Annotated in this window: 15 protein-coding genes; 9 read left to right on the forward strand and 6 right to left on the reverse strand. The window is 35.9% G+C overall.

All coding sequences use genetic code 11. The annotated features are described in order from the left end of the window. Window positions 1-6: 6 nt before the first annotated feature. From O0955_RS04780 to O0955_RS04800, 5 genes are all read right to left on the reverse strand, one after another. Window positions 7-1,806 (reverse strand): O-antigen ligase family protein, encoded by a 1,800-nt coding sequence (locus O0955_RS04780; protein WP_269426380.1) that lies wholly within the window; start codon window positions 1,804-1,806, stop codon window positions 7-9. A gap of 307 nt (window positions 1,807-2,113) precedes the next feature. Next, a complete protein-coding gene (gene mtgA / locus O0955_RS04785; protein WP_269426381.1) occupies window positions 2,114-2,797 on the reverse strand; it encodes a monofunctional biosynthetic peptidoglycan transglycosylase in 684 nt (227 codons plus the stop codon). 65 nt (window positions 2,798-2,862) lie between these two features. Then, the gene (locus tag O0955_RS04790; protein WP_269426382.1) at window positions 2,863-3,399 is read right to left on the reverse strand and encodes a hypothetical protein; all 537 of its coding nucleotides are present in this window, start codon (window positions 3,397-3,399) and stop codon (window positions 2,863-2,865) included. Window positions 3,400-3,411: 12 nt separating this feature from the next. After that, window positions 3,412-3,864, reverse strand: coding sequence for a hypothetical protein (locus O0955_RS04795; protein WP_269426383.1), 453 nt, complete (start codon window positions 3,862-3,864; stop codon window positions 3,412-3,414). 607 nt (window positions 3,865-4,471) lie between these two features. Then, the gene (locus O0955_RS04800; RefSeq protein ID WP_269426384.1) at window positions 4,472-5,107 is read right to left on the reverse strand and encodes a GIN domain-containing protein; all 636 of its coding nucleotides are present in this window, start codon (window positions 5,105-5,107) and stop codon (window positions 4,472-4,474) included. Window positions 5,108-5,452: 345 nt separating this feature from the next. Here O0955_RS04800 and O0955_RS04805 point away from each other — a divergent pair, with 345 nt between their 5' ends. The 4 genes from O0955_RS04805 to O0955_RS04820 all read left to right on the forward strand — a co-directional run bounded on the left by O0955_RS04805 (window position 5,453) and on the right by O0955_RS04820 (window position 10,207). Continuing rightward, window positions 5,453-8,263: an outer membrane beta-barrel family protein gene (locus tag O0955_RS04805; RefSeq protein WP_269426385.1), complete on the forward strand. Its 2,811-nt coding sequence runs from the start codon at window positions 5,453-5,455 to the stop codon at window positions 8,261-8,263. Between the two features lie 10 nt (window positions 8,264-8,273). After that, entirely contained in the window at window positions 8,274-9,056 is a 783-nt protein-coding gene (locus O0955_RS04810) for a GLPGLI family protein (RefSeq protein WP_269426386.1), read from the forward strand. A 57-nt stretch (window positions 9,057-9,113) separates the two neighbouring features. Then, on the forward strand, window positions 9,114-9,683 hold the full coding sequence (locus tag O0955_RS04815; protein WP_269426387.1) for a Crp/Fnr family transcriptional regulator: 570 nt from the start codon (window positions 9,114-9,116) through the stop codon (window positions 9,681-9,683). Window positions 9,684-9,772: 89 nt separating this feature from the next. Next, a complete protein-coding gene (locus O0955_RS04820; protein ID WP_269426388.1) occupies window positions 9,773-10,207 on the forward strand; it encodes a carboxymuconolactone decarboxylase family protein in 435 nt (144 codons plus the stop codon). Between the two features lie 53 nt (window positions 10,208-10,260). Here O0955_RS04820 and O0955_RS04825 read toward each other — a convergent pair whose 3' ends face one another. Next, complete coding sequence (locus tag O0955_RS04825) at window positions 10,261-11,925, reverse strand: glycoside hydrolase family 43 protein (protein WP_269426389.1); 1,665 nt, start codon at window positions 11,923-11,925, stop codon at window positions 10,261-10,263. Window positions 11,926-12,180: 255 nt separating this feature from the next. Between O0955_RS04825 and O0955_RS04830 the strand changes: the two genes are divergently transcribed. The 5 genes from O0955_RS04830 (at window position 12,181) to O0955_RS04850 (ending at window position 19,497) form a co-directional block, all read left to right on the forward strand. Then, entirely contained in the window at window positions 12,181-13,137 is a 957-nt protein-coding gene (locus O0955_RS04830; protein WP_269426390.1) for a pectinesterase family protein, read from the forward strand. Between the two features lie 161 nt (window positions 13,138-13,298). After that, window positions 13,299-14,969: a glycoside hydrolase family 28 protein gene (locus tag O0955_RS04835; RefSeq protein ID WP_269426391.1), complete on the forward strand. Its 1,671-nt coding sequence runs from the start codon at window positions 13,299-13,301 to the stop codon at window positions 14,967-14,969. A gap of 4 nt (window positions 14,970-14,973) precedes the next feature. Continuing rightward, window positions 14,974-16,896: a glycoside hydrolase family 88/105 protein gene (locus tag O0955_RS04840; RefSeq protein WP_269426392.1), complete on the forward strand. Its 1,923-nt coding sequence runs from the start codon at window positions 14,974-14,976 to the stop codon at window positions 16,894-16,896. A gap of 6 nt (window positions 16,897-16,902) precedes the next feature. Continuing rightward, window positions 16,903-17,937 (forward strand): pectate lyase, encoded by a 1,035-nt coding sequence (gene pelA / locus O0955_RS04845; RefSeq protein ID WP_269426393.1) that lies wholly within the window; start codon window positions 16,903-16,905, stop codon window positions 17,935-17,937. A 48-nt stretch (window positions 17,938-17,985) separates the two neighbouring features. After that, window positions 17,986-19,497, forward strand: a complete 1,512-nt coding sequence (locus tag O0955_RS04850; RefSeq protein ID WP_269426394.1) for a tagaturonate reductase — start codon at window positions 17,986-17,988, stop codon at window positions 19,495-19,497. The last annotated feature ends 1 nt before the right edge of the window (window position 19,498 follow it).

Below are 19,498 nucleotides of genomic sequence, written 5' to 3' on the forward strand. Positions count from 1 at the left end.
AGCTTTCTAATAAATTAATTCCATAAGTTCTTTCTTAATTTCTTTGCTCGCAGGAGAGTCAATTTTCTCTTTTCTATTAATTAGCTTTTTAGCAAGATTGTTAGCTTCTTTTTTACGGCCTTGTTCATAATATAACTTGGTTAAGAGATACTGCGGATAAAGTAAGTTTGGAACCATATTATGGGCCGCAAAATAAGATTCTTCTGAGGAGTTATATGCCTTAATTCTTTGATAGCATTCTCCAAGAGTGAGTTGGACTAAGACAGAGTTTTCTTTAGCCATCGCCCTCTTCAAGATCTTTATAGCCTCTACAACTTTTCCTTGCATGTATAGTGTCTTTCCATATTGGAGTAAGTATACCGCGTTTTGATTTTGCAAATAGTACTCCTCATGGTAATACAAAGCTGCAAGTTGATAATTCTGAGTTTGATAAACTCTATTGGCCTTAGTTAGATTGATAAATGATTTTCTCAATTTCACCACATAAAGTAAGTTAAGTGCTACAGCTAGTACTACCACACTCAAGATTCCTGCTTTTAGCCAGTTAAAATTATTGTACTCAGGTAATTTTAGTCCTGAATGGGAATTGCTGGCAATAAATGCTATGCAAATGATCATAATCAATTTGATTGGTAGTATAGAAAATGGATATGAAAATAGAGAAAAGGTAAGTATCGCGATCAAACTTGCCTTACAAGCTATGACTATCGGGGTATTGCATACCGAAAATGTTTGTATTAGCAGCAGCGTAAGAATGATTATACCAACAATACCGTTTTCGGACCAAAACTCTAAAAGTTCGTTAAAAGCATAGGTTACCGTCGATGCGTTAATAGTAAACACACTTTCCGGATTTTCACGAAAAAATTCACCCTGAGCATTCATATATCTTGATGAGAAACTTCCATGTCCTCCACCAAATACGAAATTTTCACCTATTAATGTGATTGTGTTTTTCCAAATAAATATACGCCCGTCGGCTGAATCTGCTTTTATTACATACAGCAAATAAAGACCTCCAATTGTAAAAAAAAACATAGCAACCTTTAGCAAAGTACTTTGTTGAGCCAACCAACCAGTTATTTTTAAATTGGTTATGGTTATTGAAAGGAATATTATTGCAACACCTGCCCCCATGAATCCCGCCCTTGATTTGGTAATCGGCAATGCCAAAACAATTACCAAAAGGCAAATTGGTAAAATATATCGACGGATTGTTTTGAGAAATAATCGTTTATTATCCTTGTCTTGTCCTTCTGAAAAAGCTTTTCGACTGAATAGTACATATTCTAATGCGAAAGGAAATACTGCAGTAAGATACCCTGCTAATGGACCCGGATTGAAGAAACTACCTGTGACTTTAAATATTGAATGGTTTGAGGACGCCAAGCCATAGAGCTGACAATTTGCGTAAACGGCTTGGACAGCTCCACCTACAATTAATATTAGAATGAAGTGGCGTTGATCTTCTTTAGGGATTCTTCTAAGGAAAATATATAATAAGGTCAGAAGTAAAAGCTCGTAGCACTCCTGCCAATTGCTTCCTTTACGAACAAAATAGTTGATCGAAATATAAAGGATTAATAAGGCCGCAAACAGATCAAGCATTTTAAAATGCCTTGTTTTTTTACCATCTGGAGATGTTTTAAAAAATAGCAATAATGGGATGATAGAGACAATTCCAGAGAATAGAATGAATTTTGAGGATTGAGTTCCATTATACATTTCGCTGGAGTTAACAGATGGCAAGATCCCATAAAGCATTATAACTACTGCAAAACTTATAGTAGAAATAAAACATTTCATGAATGATCTATTTTTATCTATTGTAAAAATGCTTGATAATAACCTACTCAAATCAATTCTTTTTTAGAGTTGGACGGATCTTTATGAGATAATACAACACCCCATAAATTGGCCACCAGGTTACCATAGTAGTTAAGCTTGCTTTTTTTTCCCTACTCAAAGTTTTATTCTTTGATATATCAAAAACTGCCCATAAACTAATGCATACAAATATCAAGATAATACCAGATATTATCATCATTACCAGCATATCTGATTGATATTTTTTCATCATTATTATCATAAATAGAATTTACATTTTTCAAAATTAAAGTCCCTCCAACAGCGCGGAAAATCTATGAGTACGCCCTTGTATATTTTTGCTCTTCCTAGTCACATATTCGTTTGGGTGTATGGGTGACCATTCCTTCGGATTGGGCAAAATGACTGCGATTAAGGCTGCTTGATTTTCATTAAGTTGGATTGGATTAATATTAAAAAATAACTTAGATGCCGCATCGATTCCATAAATGTGATCACCATATTCCACTACGTTTAAATACACTTCAAGTATTCTTTTTTTATCCCAGCACAATTCAATAAGAAATGTAAAATATGCTTCAAATACTTTCCTGATCCACGTCCTACCATTCCATAGAAAAACATTTTTTGCAGTCTGTTGTGTTATCGTGCTCGCCCCGATCTGTGTTTTGCTGTCACTAAGGTTGATTTTATAGGCTAATTTAATTGCGTTAAAATCAAAGCCATGGTGATATAAAAATGATTTGTCTTCAGCTACAACAACTGCTCTTTTTAGATTTATAGATATATCATTATAGTCAACCCATCTAAATTTAGACTGTACATTTTCAGCCGCAACCCTAGAATGCGGCATGGGTGGATTAACATAACGATAGATGAAGACCCAAAAGAATGTTGTGAGTATGAAAACATTAGTACAGAATAAAGCTTTTTTAAGACAATTAACTACAGTGAATGAAGGAATACGCATAAGGTGGGAATTCTAAAACAAATTGTACGTTTTCTTTATTTCACTACTACTGCTCTCAAATCCAACTAGTTATTACTTTCCTTTAATTTTAACAGTTCCATCTTTCTGTTTAATCTGTTGTGTAATTTAATTTTCATCTCTTTAGACATTCCACCTTTAGCTTCACTCATGATATGCTGCCTTGTGGATTTATCCATAGTTCGAAGTTCCGGAAATTTTTTACCGAGGCGACTTTGGCTTATCAATAAAATAGTTTGATTTTTGATTAATTCGCCTGGGTTACCAATACCGATGCTTTTGAAATATTCATACCTATCTTTATAAGTGACCCGCTGGCCAATAGATTGCCTCTCACCAATTGTCTTTTCTTTAGCCGCATAGGCCAACATAATGGCATCTAAACTCTTATTGAAGGCTATAAAGTCACTGTCTTTTTTTAATCTTATGACTAGTTCCTCAGAGAAAATTTTCTGATCCTTAGCACTAAGGGTATTATAATTTTTTAATTTAAGGGAATCATAGGATACTGATTCATTTGATTTTTGACAGCTAACGCAAAAACCGACTATTATAAGTATATATATAAACAGATAATTTTTCATAAAAAACAGTTTTTAATTACATCCAAATAAAACACAATCAGTATAATTGTCATATACCTGATCCAACTCTAAGTTCATTTGCGTCTCCATAAAGTCTAAACATCCATACGCGTCCCATATTGTAGGAAATGTCTCAGCAATGGTATCAACCGCATTCATAAAATCTAATGCAGGGTTTCCTGAATCAGGCAATATATATCCTGCTAACGCATCATAAAAACTACCGTCTACACAGCCCCACATATTATCTCTAGCTCTATCCCATGTTCTATTTTGATCATAATCCATGTCGCTGAAGCATTCTTGCTCGCAATTTGTGTCAGATAAAGCAGACCGAACAGCAGCTAAGCTTAAAGCATTGCCCTTTTTAATTGTTGTTGCTGAAATGTTTAGATACATTACAAACCCTAGCCCCAGTATAGGCAATACTTTTAAAAGCCTGATGACTTTCTGTTTTTTTTTCATAAGAAATGTTATTTAGATAAATTATTTGGGTACTCTAGGGAGATGATTTAAATATATTAATAAAAATATACTTATTACATGAAATTCATTTGTAATTTTTTAATTACAAGACAACCTGTTTCGCTTACGTCTATAGTGCTTGACATATAGACGAGTGATGTGATTTAAATTTGTATTCAATCCTATCAGTATATATATCATCAAAAATGATCCCTTTGTTTCGATGCAAAGTGGGCCGCCAAGTAAATAAACGACGTTCCTTCCCGGTGAACTCCAACGATCCAGCATACCATTTTTTAATCCTGATTTCTTTATTGAAACTTTTTTAATTGATTACAAATTTAGGTCTGCCTAAAAATTATAAATAAATATGAGAAGTAAAACCCTTGTCAGCAACTATTTTATTTTCGTCTAAAAGAAGCCAAATGACTTTATAAGACAAAACCGTAAAAAAGAAGTTTCCTACATTTTTCAGACACTTAAATTTTAGTCTGAAAAACATAGGAAAAATTAGTTAAATATTTATATGAAGCTAAAAGATAAGTTAAACCTAATATAAACGGTACATGCAAACATTTGACAATAGAATATAATTTATGATGGATTACTAGAAAAGTTTTTCTAATAAGTCTGGTTGCAAATCAGCATAACGGTTATCGCTTGCTAAAACTGGTTTGGTTACTACACTAATGTTTATATTCTGAGCATAAAAATCATCCATTTTCATTTTAGCTTCGCTACCCATTGCAGCCTCGTGGTTTTCAGTAAAGCCCTCTAACTTTAAGCTTGCCGCATCTTGTACAGTTGTAGTCAGGTTTATGGTATTTGCATTAATATCTGCGGTCGCTTGATCTTTTAGTGCAATTTTAAGGTTTAACAAATTAAATGATCCTGAGGTAATTACTTTCGAAGTATTCGAAGCTTCGATAGAGGAAAGGTTATTTACATGAGCAATAATGGTTAAAGCATCTTTAGTAAATGAACTGATGCGAAGCTCAGTGCCTTGTTGCTGTACTAAGGCATTGTTAGAATAATACTGGCCGTAAATTTCTACACCTTCTTTGTTGTCCTGAACCAGGATTAATTTTACATTACCGCTTACTGCAATTTTAGTAATGTTTTTTACCTGAGTTAAAGCAGTGTAACCTGCATTAATTTCTGAAGCATTGGCTGCTATTGTGGCGCTGCTTAATACAACTGTTGTTAAAGCTGCTGCGAATAAAGTTTTGATAAAATTTTTCATGATCTTAATATTTTGTGTTTATATATCTTTTTTTAAATCCCTAATAATTAGGTGGTTTTGTATATAAGACGACAATATTTTGAAAACGTTTCAGCAGGTTTGGGCATATTATACCAGAGCCATGTAATTATAGACGAACGCCAATTTTACCTATACGAAAAACTGTATAAATTTTGTAATTCAACTTATTTCATCATTTTGTTACAATAAATGGCGTAACAAAACACTTGGTGAGTGCTCTTTTAGGCGTATGATGGCCATAAGTTATTTTTTGTTAAAAAAAGTTAAAGCTCTTTTTAAACTAAAAATATAGTTTATATTCGCCTGCCTAATCAAAATTAACAAATGAGAAAAACCTTACTATTATTGTGCTTCTTCCTCTCCCTGTTTATCTACTCGAATGCTCAAAATCAGCAATTTATAAAAGGAAGAGTTATTGATACTGCTTCTACTTCTATTCTGAGTGGCACATCAGTTTCCATTTTAAGGGCAAAAGATTCTACCCTTGTAAAATTTACCAGGGCCTTGGATAATGGTACTTTTGAAATGAACAACATCCCAAAAGGAAAATATATTCTGCTCGTTTCCTATCCGAAATATGCAGATTTTGTTGATCATTTTACGCTCGACTCTATAAAACCTAGCATCGACTACGGGAAGATTAATTTAACCGGAATGGCCAAAATTCTTGCCGATGTAATTATTAAGGGAAACCGGGCTGCCATAAAAATTAAAGGTGATACCACTGAGTTTGATCCGAAAGCTTACAACATTGAACCCAATTCGAAGGTTGAAGATTTAATTCGCCAGTTTCCGGGTATCCAGATTGATAAAGACGGTAAAATAACTGCTCAGGGACAAGCCAATGTAAAGGTATTGGTAGATGGAGAAGAGTTTTTTGGTGATGACCCAACTTTGGTTACCAAAAACATAAGGGCCGATATGGTGGATAAAGTACAACTTTATGATAAAAAAAGCGATCAGGCCACATTTACAGGTATAGATGATGGGGAGAAAACAAAAACCCTTAACATTAAACTAAAGGAAGATAAAAAGAATGGCTACTTCGGTAAAGTTACCGGTAGTTACGGCACAGATGATTTTTATCAGGGACAGGCCATGTTTAATAAGTTTTGGGGAAAGAAAAAGTTCTCTGCTTATGGCATTGCGGGTAATACAGGCCAAGTAGGGTTAGGCTGGCAGGATAGCGATAAGTACGGCTCCAATAACATGCAGGTGAGTGATGATGGTGGAATTTATTTCTACAGTGGTGGTGGCGATGATCTGGATTCTTACAGCGGTCAGTATAATGGTAGAGGTATTCCGATAGCAAGATCTGGCGGTATGCACTTTGATAGTAAATGGAATGGCGATAAGGAATCGCTAAATACCAATTACAAAGTTGGATCAATGTCTGTAAGAGGAACTTCAAATACCATAAATCAGAATAACCTTTCATCGGGTGTTATTAACAGTAATTCGGACCAAAATTTTGATAATGATATGTTCCGTCAAAAACTTGATGCAACTTATGAGGTTAAACTGGATTCTACATTAACCTTAAAGGTAAATGTAGATGGGACTTTGAAAAACAGTACAACGATTACAAACAATATTACCACAAGTACACGTGGCGATAATACGCCGTTAAACAAATCGAGTCAAAGCATAAATAATAATGCCGACGACCAACAATTTAATATCAACGTGTTATTTACAAAAAGGTTAAAGAAAAAAGGCCGTACCCTTTCGCTTAATCTAAGTCAATCGGCAAGTAAAAATAAAACCAATGGCTACCTTAATACTTCCAACGATTATTATAACCTTACAGGAACTGCTATTGATAGTAGCAGAGTTGTAAATCAGTATAAGGTTAACGATATTACCAACAATGTTTTTAAATCTAATTTGGCTTACACGGAGCCGTTATCGCCAACATTAACGGTGATTGTAAATTATGGTTTAAATATTATAGGTGGAAAATCAGACCGTAAATCTTTTAATAAATCTGGAACTGGTAATTATGATGTTTTAGATACTGATTTTAGTAATGACTATGAACTAAACCAGATTGTTAATCAGGGAGGGGCAATTTTCAACTATAAAAAAGGTAAAACGATTATCAATTTTGGTTCTAAAATAAGTGGTGTTAACTTTAAACAGGCAGATTTATATCACAATAAAACCTATAACCGCAGCTTCATAAATTATATGCCTCAGGCATCTTATCAATATCGTTTTTCTCAGCAAAAATCGTTCAGGTTAAACTATAATGGAAATACTAATCAGCCATCATTGGATCAGTTGCAGCCAATTAGGGTAAATACGAATCCACTAAATGAAATTTTGGGTAATGCTGATTTAAGGCCATCATTCAGAAGCAATTTAAATGCAAGCTACAATTCTTACAAAGTTTTAACCAACGAATCTATTTGGGTAAGTGCAAATTATGGTTTTACCGCCAATCCAATTATTAGCGATGTGGTTACAAATTTAGGTGGTGCAAGTAAATCTCGCTTTGTAAACTTAACAGATAGAATGACTACAAATTTTAATATGTACGCTAACTATGGGCAGAAAATTAAAGGAATTGATTTGAATGCAGGTATATATGGAAGTGTTAATGGAAGTAATTCTTATAATTATATTACTACCCCACCATCCAACCTTCGCGAATTAAATAAGACTGAAAACTACAACTATTCGGGAGGGTTAAACATTTCGAAATACAAAGAGAAAAAGTATAATTTCTGGGTAAGTTTTGGACCAAGTTACAATGTGAGTAAGGCATCTGTACAAAAAACAGGAAATAGCAGTGGCTGGGGCTGGAATGGAAATGCATCAACAACGGTTCAATTGCCGGGTAAGTTTGAGATTTCAACAGATGGATCGTATCAGTTTAATGGCAAAACCCAAACTTTTGATGAAAACTTTGAACGGTTTATCTGGAATGCATCCTTAACCAAAAAATTCTTTAAAGGAGAAAACCTTAAGGTTTCTATTTCAGGAAATGACCTTTTAAATCAGAATGTTGGTTTTAGCCGATCTGCGTATAATGGTAATATTTCGCAAAACAGTTATACCACAATACAAAGATATTTCATGTTTAACGTAACATGGGATTTTAATAAAATGGGCGGAGGCGTAAAGAAATAAATCAAAAATTATGAAAGCTACTCTAAAATATACAATCTTATTTGCTGTTACGTTCATTAGCGGTAACCTTTTTGCTCAAAATGCACACTTCGTTCAAAATGGAGTAATTGAGTTTGAAAAGAGGTCAAATATGTATGCCTTAATTAAAAAGAAAATCACTAAAGACAATGAGTCTTATTTGCAGCCTGCTTTTGATGCCTACAAGAAAAATAACCCACAGTTTAAATCTGTAAAAAGCACATTAAGCTTTACCAAAGATAAAAGTCTTTATAAATGGCCTGAAACCAGTGAAAATGTAAATACCAATTGGGTAAGCTCTGATGCGCTTGCTGATTTAAAGAATACGATAGGCACTGATTTTAAAACAGATATTAGTACAACACAGAAAAATATTTACGAAGCCACTTATCTGGTTAAAGACAGTGTTAGAAAAATCAACTGGAAAATTACAGATGAAACACGTGAAATTGCAGGTTACGAATGCCGCAGAGCCAATGCAATTATTATGGATTCAGTATATGTGGTTGCCTACTATAGCAATCAAATTGCAGTTTCGGGCGGACCAGAATCTTTTACCGGTTTGCCGGGCATGATTTTAGGTTTAGCCTTGCCACACGAAAATGTAACCTGGTTTGCTACAAAAGTAACTGAGGTTACCGTGCCAGAGAAAGATTTGCTGCCCCCAGCTAAAGGTAAGCCGGTTGATAATAAGGGCTTGCAGGCCATATTAAAATCAGCAATGAAAGATTGGGGCGAGTATGCGCACCCTATGCTCAAAGCATTTTCATTATAAATTAAATACTGGTTTACATGCGGTAATTATGTTAATTTAGCATCATCAGCTTAAAAAATGTATAGCCAGTTATTTAATCACATTAAAAAATTTATAGAGCTTACGACGGAGGAGGAAGAAATGCTCTCGACCTATTTAAAATCTATTTCTGTAAAAAAGAAACAGTTCCTGCTTGAACAAGGACAGATATGCAGGGCAAATTATTTTGTGGTAAAAGGCTGCCTGAGGCTTTATTTTATTGATATTAAAGGTGCAGAACAAACCACACAATTTGCCATTGAAAATTGGTGGATTACTGATCTCACTAGTTTTTTGTTTCAAAAACCGTCCGAATTTTACATCCAGGCGGCAGAAACAGCAGAAATTATTGCTATTGAGCCTCATCATTACGATGAAATGTTCCGTAAACTGCCCAAACTGGAAAGATATTTCAGATTGATATTACAAAAAAATCACCAGGCCTCGCAAATGCGGATAAAATACCTTTATAGTCAAACTGCAGAAGAAAGATACCGTCATTTCAATCATTTATTTCCAGAATTTGTGCAGCGTGTACCACAATATATGCTGGCTTCTTATTTAGGTTTTACCCCTGAATTTTTGAGTAAAATAAGAGCCAAAAAATAAAATTCATACCCCAATTCATTTCTTAAACTACATTAACTTTTTTAATAATATAGATGCCGATCTTTACATTGTAAATAAAAACAAATACAATGGAAAGCAGAATAGACATCCAAAAAGTACAACCTGCGGCATACCAGGCCATGTATGCACTTGAGAAATACTTAAGCACAAGTAATCTGAATCCGATACTTAAAGAGCTGATTAAAATGCGTGCATCGCAAATTAATGGTTGTGCTTTTTGCATTAATATGCACACCACCGATGCCCGTAAATATGGAGAAACGGAGCAACGTATTTATCTTTTAAACGCCTGGAGAGAGACCAATTTATTTACGGAGGAAGAACAGGCCGTTTTAGCTTTAACAGAAGAAGTAACACTTATTAATCATCATGTTTCTGACGCTACTTACCAAAAAGTAGCCGGTTTTTTTAATGAAGAAGAAATTGCACAAATCATTATGGCAATTGTAACCATTAATGCCTGGAACAGGATTGCTATTACTTCAAAAACAATGGTTGGTTAGTTTTTTAAAGAGTTCGCCTGCAACTTAAACGGGCGAACTTATTTTCTGATGGATTATTTAAGGGCTTCAACCCTGAACCAATCGTATTCGGCAATTCCTGAATCATTAGTTTGGCTATCCCGAATAGCAAATAAACCCATTTTCGCTCCAATCCATTGGCCTGCATTGGCCTGGAATTCTGCACCTACATTTATAAAATTTATTCCATCCTCGCTATAACTGAATTTGCATTTTGCACCAAGGCTTACCTTTACCCTAAAATAAATGGTGCCTGATTTCAGTTTTGTGATTTCAGTTTCATCCTCTGATTTTCCCTTATCGGCATTAATACAAGAACCATAAACCAGATATAAGCCATCTTTTTTGCTCTTAACAGCAATATTTGCATAACTTCTACCCATAATGACCAATCCGGTTTTTTCATTTTCTAATTTAGGATTCGGTTTAAAAGTAAGTTTAGTTGTTGCCATAAATTCATCTGCCGGAAACTTTTGCAGCAATAAATTGGGTACATCCCAAAGGTTTTTAGCCTCTTCGGGAGTTTTAAAGGTATATAGTTTTAATACTCCTTTTGTAGCGTCGGTAAAAGCCCAAAAGGTTTTAGGGTTTGCCTGCCACTGCCATTGTAAACCTAATTGCTGAGTATTAAATTCATCGCTTTCATCGGGTGTCACTATCGGATAAACCTTTCCCGTGTTTGGTTTCTTATAAATCATGACTGGCTCACCCTTTCCCGAATTGTTTTGATCTAAACCAATAACCGGCCAGTTATTAACCCATTTCATAGGCTGTAAATGCACTACGCGGCCATAAGCATCTTTGTCCTGAAAATGCAGAAACCAGTCTTCGCCAGTTTGTGTACTTACCCAGGCGCCTTGATGCGGTCCATTTACGGTAGATTTCCCCTGATCCATAACCACTTTCCGTTCGTAAGGGCCGTAAATATTTTTACTTCGTAATATTAATTGCCAGCCCGTAGAAACACCTCCAGCCGGGGCAAAAATGTAATAATAACCATTGCGCTTATAAAATTTTGGGCCTTCAATGGTCGGGTCGAGTTCGTGGCCATCGTAAACAATAGTTCCTGTTCCTGTAGCACTTGTTCCTTCGGCATTTAAAGGCATTACCGCAATCACACTTTTTATGCCAGCTCTACTGCCTGCATAAGCATAGGCCAGATATGTTTTTCCATCTTCATCCCAGAGCGGGCAAGGATCTATCAAGCCTTTTCCTTCGGCAATCAATTTTGGTACAGACCATTCGCCGGTTATGGTTTTGGCTTTTGTTAGATAAATCCCAAAATCTGGGTCAGGATAATAAATATAAAACTCACCGTTCCGGTAGCGGATGGATGGTGCCCAAACACCGTTTCCATGTTGTGTTTTTTCAAAATGTTCAAAAGGAGGTTGTCTTTTTAAGGCATGCCCAATAATTTTCCAGTTCACTAAATCTTTCGAGTGCAGAATAGGCAAACCTGGAACGGCATCAAAACTTGAGGCAACCATATAAAAATCATCCCCAACACGAATGGCATCAGGGTCAGAGTAATCTGCATTGATTACCGGATTTTTGTAGGTTCCATTGCCCTGATCTGCTATCCACACTTTAGAAATATGATCTGTTTGTTGTGAAAATCCTGAATTGTAAAAAAACAGTGAGGGCAGAGATAAGCACAATTTAAGGCAGGTTTTTAAGGCAATAAAATTAGTTTTATCCATTTAACAGGTGATTTTGATAAGAAATGGCTATTGAATACTTTGGTTATAAACAAGAATAGGAGATTTTTTAATTTAATCCAACCTAAGAATATGCAATCGTTCCCGACATCGTTTGCGTTTTATTATTTGATTTTACTCGCAGCGCAAGGTTTTATTCTTTAAAATTGTTCATCATATATTTTATTAGAAACCGGCTGCATTGAAGGGTTAGAAAATCACGCAGCCGGTTTTAATTTTAGCCTAACCAAATGTGATATGAAAGCTTGTTTATTATTTATCCTGACATTGGTTTGCTTGTATGCAAATGCGATAGAGGTTAAGCCCGATCTTGTTGTGGCAGCCGATGGAAGTGGCAATTTTAAAACCGTTCAGGAGGCTATAAATACTGTACCCGATTTTAGAAAGGTTATTACGATAATACTGATTAAAAAAGGAGTGTATAAAGAGAAATTAGTTTTGGCGGCATCTAAACAAAATGTAAAATTCATTGGCGAAAGCAGGGATGAAACCATTTTAACTTATGATGATTTTGCCCAAAAGAAAAATATTTTTGGTGAGGAAAAAGGTACTTCAGGTTCGTCCAGTTTCTATATTTACGGCGAAGGCTTTTCTGCCGAAAATATTACTTTCGAAAACTCCTCAGGACCAGTTGGCCAAGCCGTTGCCGTTTGGGCTGGTGCTGATAAAATGATTTTTAATAACTGCAGGTTTTTAGGTTTTCAGGATACCCTTTACACGTACGGAGGCAATAACCGTCAATATTATAAAAATTGCTACATCGAAGGGACGGTCGATTTTATATTTGGAGCCTCTACAGCCTGGTTTGAAACCTGCACTATATTTTGTAAAAAGGCAGGTTACATTACCGCGGCATCAACTGCTGATACCACAAAATATGGCTATGTTTTTAGCAAATGTAAAGTTATTGGCAATGCACCATCAGATAGTTTTTACCTGGGCCGTCCATGGAGGCCTTATGCTAAAGTTGCTTACCTAAATTGTGAGCTGCCTGAGTTTATAAAACCGGAAGGATGGAATAACTGGGGTAAAGAGAGCAATGAAAAAACCGCTTTTTATGCAGAATATAAAAGCAAGGGAAAAGGAGGTAAAATTGAGAGCAGAGCAAGTTGGTCGCACCAGTTAACGGATGAAGAATATAAGCATTATACTTTGGAAAACGTTTTCCGTGGCTGGGTTCCGACACTAAAATAAACGACTTAATTTGTTGATTTATAGAGGTTAATGGGCTTTGTGATAGCGCTTTTTAGCCACGTTTCTCGGCAACGATTGCATAGATTTCTCTTCTGATTTACCATCAAACACCGTACACTTGTTTTAAGAAGAACCAAGTATAAATTTAACAGCGCAAAACAATGAAATTTTTCTCAGGTAATTTATGCCGTATCCAAACCGCTCTGGCTTGTTTAATTTTGTTTTCAGCAGTTCAGGCATTTGCACAGAAAACCGCTTTACCAATTATCAGACAAGTTAGTTTTAAAAAAGATACCACAAGCATTATCAGTTTTGGAGCCAAAGGAGATGGAGTTTTCTTAAACACAGAAAGCATTAATAAAACCATTGCAAGTGTAAGCCAAAAAGGAGGCGGTGTTGTTTTAATTCCTTCCGGCCTGTGGCTTACCGGACCAATCGAATTAAAAAGCAATGTGAATTTGCATTTAAAACGCGATGCCATTTTGCAGTTTACGGATGATTTTAACCAATACAAATTAGTAGAAGGAAATTGGGAAGGCGCTCCGGCATGGCGCAATCAAAGCCCGATATCCGGAAATAATTTAGAAAATATAGCCATTACCGGAACCGGAATTATTGATGGAAATGGTGGTGCCTGGCGCATGGTTAAAAAAGAAAAATTAACTGAGTCGCAATGGAAAAAACTGCTTGCCTCGGGCGGCGTGGTTAGTGAGGATAATAAAACCTGGTATCCTTCTCAAAAGGTAATTAAAGGTTCTAAGACAAAAAGTGCCGGTGTAATAGAAGCTGGAAAAACGGCAGCGGATTATGATGATATTAAAGACTTTCTTCGTCCGAATTTATTGGTGCTAACCAATTGTAAAAAAATTCTTTTGGAAGGAGTTACTTTCCAGAATTCTCCGGCATGGAATTTACACCCATTACTTTGTCAGGATTTAACTTTAAGAAATTTGCAGGTTAAAAACCCATGGTATGCACAAAATGGTGATGGCGTTGATATTGAATCCTGTAAAAATGTATTGATAGAAGGCAGCACTTTTGATGTGGGTGACGATGGAATCTGCATTAAATCTGGTCGGGATGAAGCCGGAAGAAAACGTGGTGTACCAACAGAAAATGTAATTATTAGAAACAATGTGGTTTATCATGCACATGGTGGTTTTGTAATTGGCAGTGAAATGAGCGGCGGAGCCAGAAATATCTGGGTATACGATTGTTCATTTATCGGCACTGATATTGGCTTACGTTTTAAAACAACCCGGGGCCGCGGGGGCGTAGTGGAAAATATTTTTGTAGATCGCATCAACATGATTGATATTCCTGGTGAAGCCATTTTATTTGATATGTATTATGCTGCGGTAGACCCGGTTCCTTTAGCTGGCGAAAAACGGGAAGCCATTAAAACGGTTTTGGTTCCGGTTACGGAATCGACGCCACAATTCAGAAATTTCTACATCAAAAATATTGTTGCAAACGGAGCCGATAAGGCTATATTTTTCAGGGGTTTACCCGAAATGAATATTAAAGATATTCATTTGGAAAATGTAACCATCCAATCGAAAAAAGGCATTGAAATTATTGAGGGCACGGGAATTTTCCTTAAAAATGTAAATGTAATTACAGAAGATACCAATCCGGTAGTACATGTGCAGAATAGCAGCAACATTAATATTGATGGATTACAGTTTAAAAAAGGAAGCGATTTATTGTTCAACATTACCGGTGAAAGATCAAAAGATATTAAGGTTTCAGGAACTGATGTTTCAAAAGCTAAAAATACTTCGGTGATGAGCAATGATGTAAATAAGTCAACTTTATCCATTAAAAAATAAGGTTATGAAGAGATATATCCTGCTCGTTTTTGTATTTGTTTTTGGCGCTGGTCAAAATGGGTTTGCACAGAAAAAACTTTCTGAACAGCTTACACTAACGGCAATAGAAACGATGTTTAAAGACAGCATTTACACCAATAATCCAAAGGGGCCAAAGTGGACTTACGATATGGGTGTAGTGCTTGAGGGTGCTGCTTCGGTTTGGAGAAATACAGGAGATGGCGATTATTTTAAATACATACAAGCTTCAATGGATGCTTATGTGGATAAAGCCGGGAACATAAAAAACTACAAACAGGAAGATTACAATATTGATAATGTTAAAAATGGAAGGTCTTTATTGCTTTTATATAAAGTAACCGGGCAGCAAAAATATTTAACGGCTGCTACACAATTGTATAATCAGCTGGAAAAGCAACCAAGAACTAAGCAAGGTGGCTTTTGGCATAAAAAAGTTTACCCAAATCAGATGTGGTTAGATGGTTTATACATGGGCGAGCCTTTTTATGCTGAATATGCGGCGTTAATGAAAAAAGATTCTGCTTACACCGATATTTCCAATCAGTTTATTTACATGGAGCAAAATGCGCTTGACAAAAAAACAGGCTTGCTTTACCACGGCTGGGATGAATCAAAAGCAGAAAAATGGGCCAATAAAATAACCGGAACTTCCGCGAATTTTTGGGCAAGAGCAATGGGTTGGTACATGATGGCGTTGGTTGATGTACTGGATAACTTTCCTGAAAATCATCCTAAAAGACCAGAACTATTGGCCATTTTAAAACGTACTGCAAATGCCATTGTTAAATATCAGGATGCTAAAACAGGGGTTTGGTACGATGTGATGAATATGCCGGAAAGGAAAGGAAATTATCTTGAGTCTTCGGCTTCTAGCATGTTTGTATATGGTTTGGCGAAGGCTGTACGTAAAGGATATTTACCGCCATCTTATTCCGTTGCGGCTACAAAAGGCTATAAAGGTTTGCAGAAAGAATTTGTTTCTCCTGCCGGAAATGAGCGCATTAATTTAAATGGAACGGTTGCCGTTTCGGGTTTGGGTGGCAAAAATCCATACCGCGATGGCAGTTTTGAATATTACATTAGCGAAAAAGTAATCACAAATGATCCGAAAGGTGTTGGTGCATTTATTTTGGCAGCTGCTGAAATGGAAATTGCTGCTTTGCCAAAACCGGGCAAAGGATTAACAGTTACCGTAGATAATTATTTTAATAATGAATTTAAAGACGGTCCCACAGGTTCAAAAATTCCTTTTCATTATCTGTGGGATGAGGATGATAATAATGGTTTTTCCTTATTTGGAAATGTATTTAACCAGGCCGGGGTAAAAACAGCTACACTTTCTGCTGCACCCACAGCAAATAACCTGAAGAATAGCAACATTTATATACTCGTTGATCCCGATGCGGAAAAAGAAACAGCAGGGCCAAACTTTATGAATGCGGAACATGCTAAACAAATTGCCGAATGGGTTAAGGCCGGAGGCGTTTTAGTGTTGCTGTTAAACGATGCCGGAAATTGTGAAATAACAAAATTTAATGTCTTGCCAGAAAGATTTGGTATTCATTTTAATGAAGATAGCCGCAATAAAGTTCAGGGGAGTAATTTTGAACAGGGTGCCATAAAAATTCCTTCCGGCAATAGCATTTTTAAAACGGCAAAGAAAGTTTACATCAAAGAAATCTCGACCATTGAGGTTAAAAGCCCTGCAATTTCTGCCTTAACAGATAATGGAGATGTTTTGGTTGCCACAGCAAAATATGGTAAAGGAACCGTTTTCGCTGTAGGTGATCCATGGTTTTATAATGAATATATAGATGGACGCAAGCTGCCAAAAGATTTAGAAAACTTTAAAGCGACCAATGATTTGGTAAACTGGTTGATTAAGCAAGTGCCAACTAAGAAATAACCTGATATGAAAATTAAAATATTGTTATCGCTGGCTTGCTCGTGTTTGTTCACATCCTGCTATGCGCAACAACCCACAGATTCTATAGCGGATAAAATGCTTATTTATCAGCTTGGCAATGGTGGCTGGCCTAAACAACTGGAAGATAAAAGTGTGGTTAAATACGAAAACCCCCTGACGCCAGAATTAAAAGAATTGATTAAATCCACTAAAGATTTACATGCAACTTTTGATAATAAAGCCACCAGCCGCGAAGTGGTTTATTTGGTCAAAGCCTATAAAAAAACTCAAAATAAAGCTTATTTAAAAGCTGCGGAAAAAGGAATAGATTATATTCTGGAAGCGCAGTATGAAAACGGGGGCTGGCCTCAATACTATCCTGATAAAGCATTATACCGTTCGGAAATTACTTACAACGATGATGCAATGATTAATGTGCTCAACATTTTACAGGATATCGCTACAAAAAGCAATGATTTTGAAGTTGTAAATGCGGCATATATTCCTAAAGCTGAAAAAGCCGTAACCAAAGGACTTAACTGTATTTTAAAAACCCAGGTTAAACAAAATGGAAATTTAAGCATATGGGCCGCACAATATGATAAAGATTCAATGTTGCCGGCTAAAGCCAGAAATTTTGAGCCTGCATCTTTAAGCACGAGCGAATCTGTTGGAGTTACCCGTTTTTTAATGCGGATTAAAACCCCTTCATCTGAGATAAAAACTGCAATTGAAGCTGCTGTGAAATGGTTTGATGCGAATAAAATTACCGGATACCGATTTGATGATGTTAAAGACAGTTCCAAACCAAATGGAGAAGATCGTTTATTAATTGCTGATGCTTCGTCGGTAATCTGGGCAAGGTTTTACAGTTTGGATGGAGATAAACCCATTTTCGGCGACCGCGATAATTCCATTAAAAATGATGTAATGGAACTGAGTTATGAGCGTAGAAAAGGATATGCCTGGTATGGCAACTGGGCTAGAAAACTGATCGAAAAAGAATACCCGAAATGGTTAATCGCCAACAGAACTAAATAATAAAATCGTCATCATAGCTAATCTATAATGATGAAAATGTAAGAACACATGATACTCAGTAAAGAAAATTTAATTAATATAAATTCAGCAGGTGTAGTAAAGCCAACTGCCGAAATTTTTGAATTGCCCGAAAGAGTTATTCAGTTTGGTACGGGCGTTTTGTTGCGCGGACTGCCAGATTATTTTATTGATAAAGCCAACCGGAAAGGTATTTTTAATGGACGTATTCTGGTAGTAAAATCGACTTCAAATGGTGGATCGGACAAATTTTCAAAACAAGACAATTTATATACACTTTGTGTTAAGGGTATTGAAGGTGGTGTAAGTGTCGAAGAAAATATAATCAATTCTTCCATTAACCGCGTACTTACCGCTTCGCAAGATTGGGCTGAAATTTTGAAGGCTGCACATAATCCTGAAATGCAGGTAGTGATTTCGAATACAACGGAGGTTGGTATTGTGATGAGTGAAGATAAAATAACTGATGACCCTCCTCAATCCTATCCCGGTAAGTTATTGGCATTTTTACATGAACGTTTTGTGGCTTTTAATGGTTCTGCTGAAAGCGGAATGGTAATTATTCCGGCCGAACTGATTAGCGATAACGCCAATAAATTAAAAGAAATACTATCAGAACTAGCCATTCAAAATAAACTCAACTGGGATTTTCTCCAATGGTTAAAAACAGCGAATTATTTCTGCAATACTTTGGTTGACCGCATTGTTCCGGGTAAACTTCCGGCAGAAGAACAAAAAGGAATTGAAGCAAAATTGGGTTACAGCGATGATTTAATGATTATGGCAGAACCTTTCCGGCTTTGGGCAATAGAATCTTCAAATAAAAAAGTAGAAGAAATCCTGTCCTTTGCACAGGCTGATAAAGGCATTTTTATTGTTCCATCCATCAATAAATTTAAAGAGTTAAAACTGCGCTTGTTAAATGGTACACATACTTTAAGCTGTGGTCTTGCAATTTTATCCGGTTTTAATACGGTAAAAGAAGCCATGACTGATGCAGGCTTTGCCACCTATATTAAAGGTTTGATGCAAAAGGAAATTTCGGAAGCACTGGTAAATGAGGAGATAACCTACGAAGAAACAATCGATTTTGCTTCAAATGTAAGCGATCGGTTCAGTAATCCGTTTTTAGAACATCAGTGGCAAGCCATAGCATTAAATTTTACCTCAAAAATGCAGATGCGAAATATTCCGCTGATCAGGAAAATGTATTGTAGAAATACAGAAGTTCCGGCGCACGTAGCTTTGGGCTTTGCAGCTTATATTTTGTTTAATAAATCTGTAAAAAACAAAGATCAGTATACAGTAAATGTAAACGGAAAAGTTTTTCAGATTCAGGATGAGTATGCAGAAATTTTATTTAATTACTGGAAAAGTCCATCAACAGCGGTAGAAAACATATTGGCTGATGAAAGACTGTGGTCTATCGATTTGACGCGGTATCCTGGTTTTAAAGATGCTGTAAAAAAGAACGTAAATTTACTAAAAGAAGAAGGTACAAAAGCTGTAATAAATAACTTGCGTGTAGAAAGGACAGTTTAAA

The organism is Pedobacter punctiformis (assembly GCF_027213715.1).
Lineage (GTDB): Bacteria > Bacteroidota > Bacteroidia > Sphingobacteriales > Sphingobacteriaceae > Pedobacter > Pedobacter punctiformis.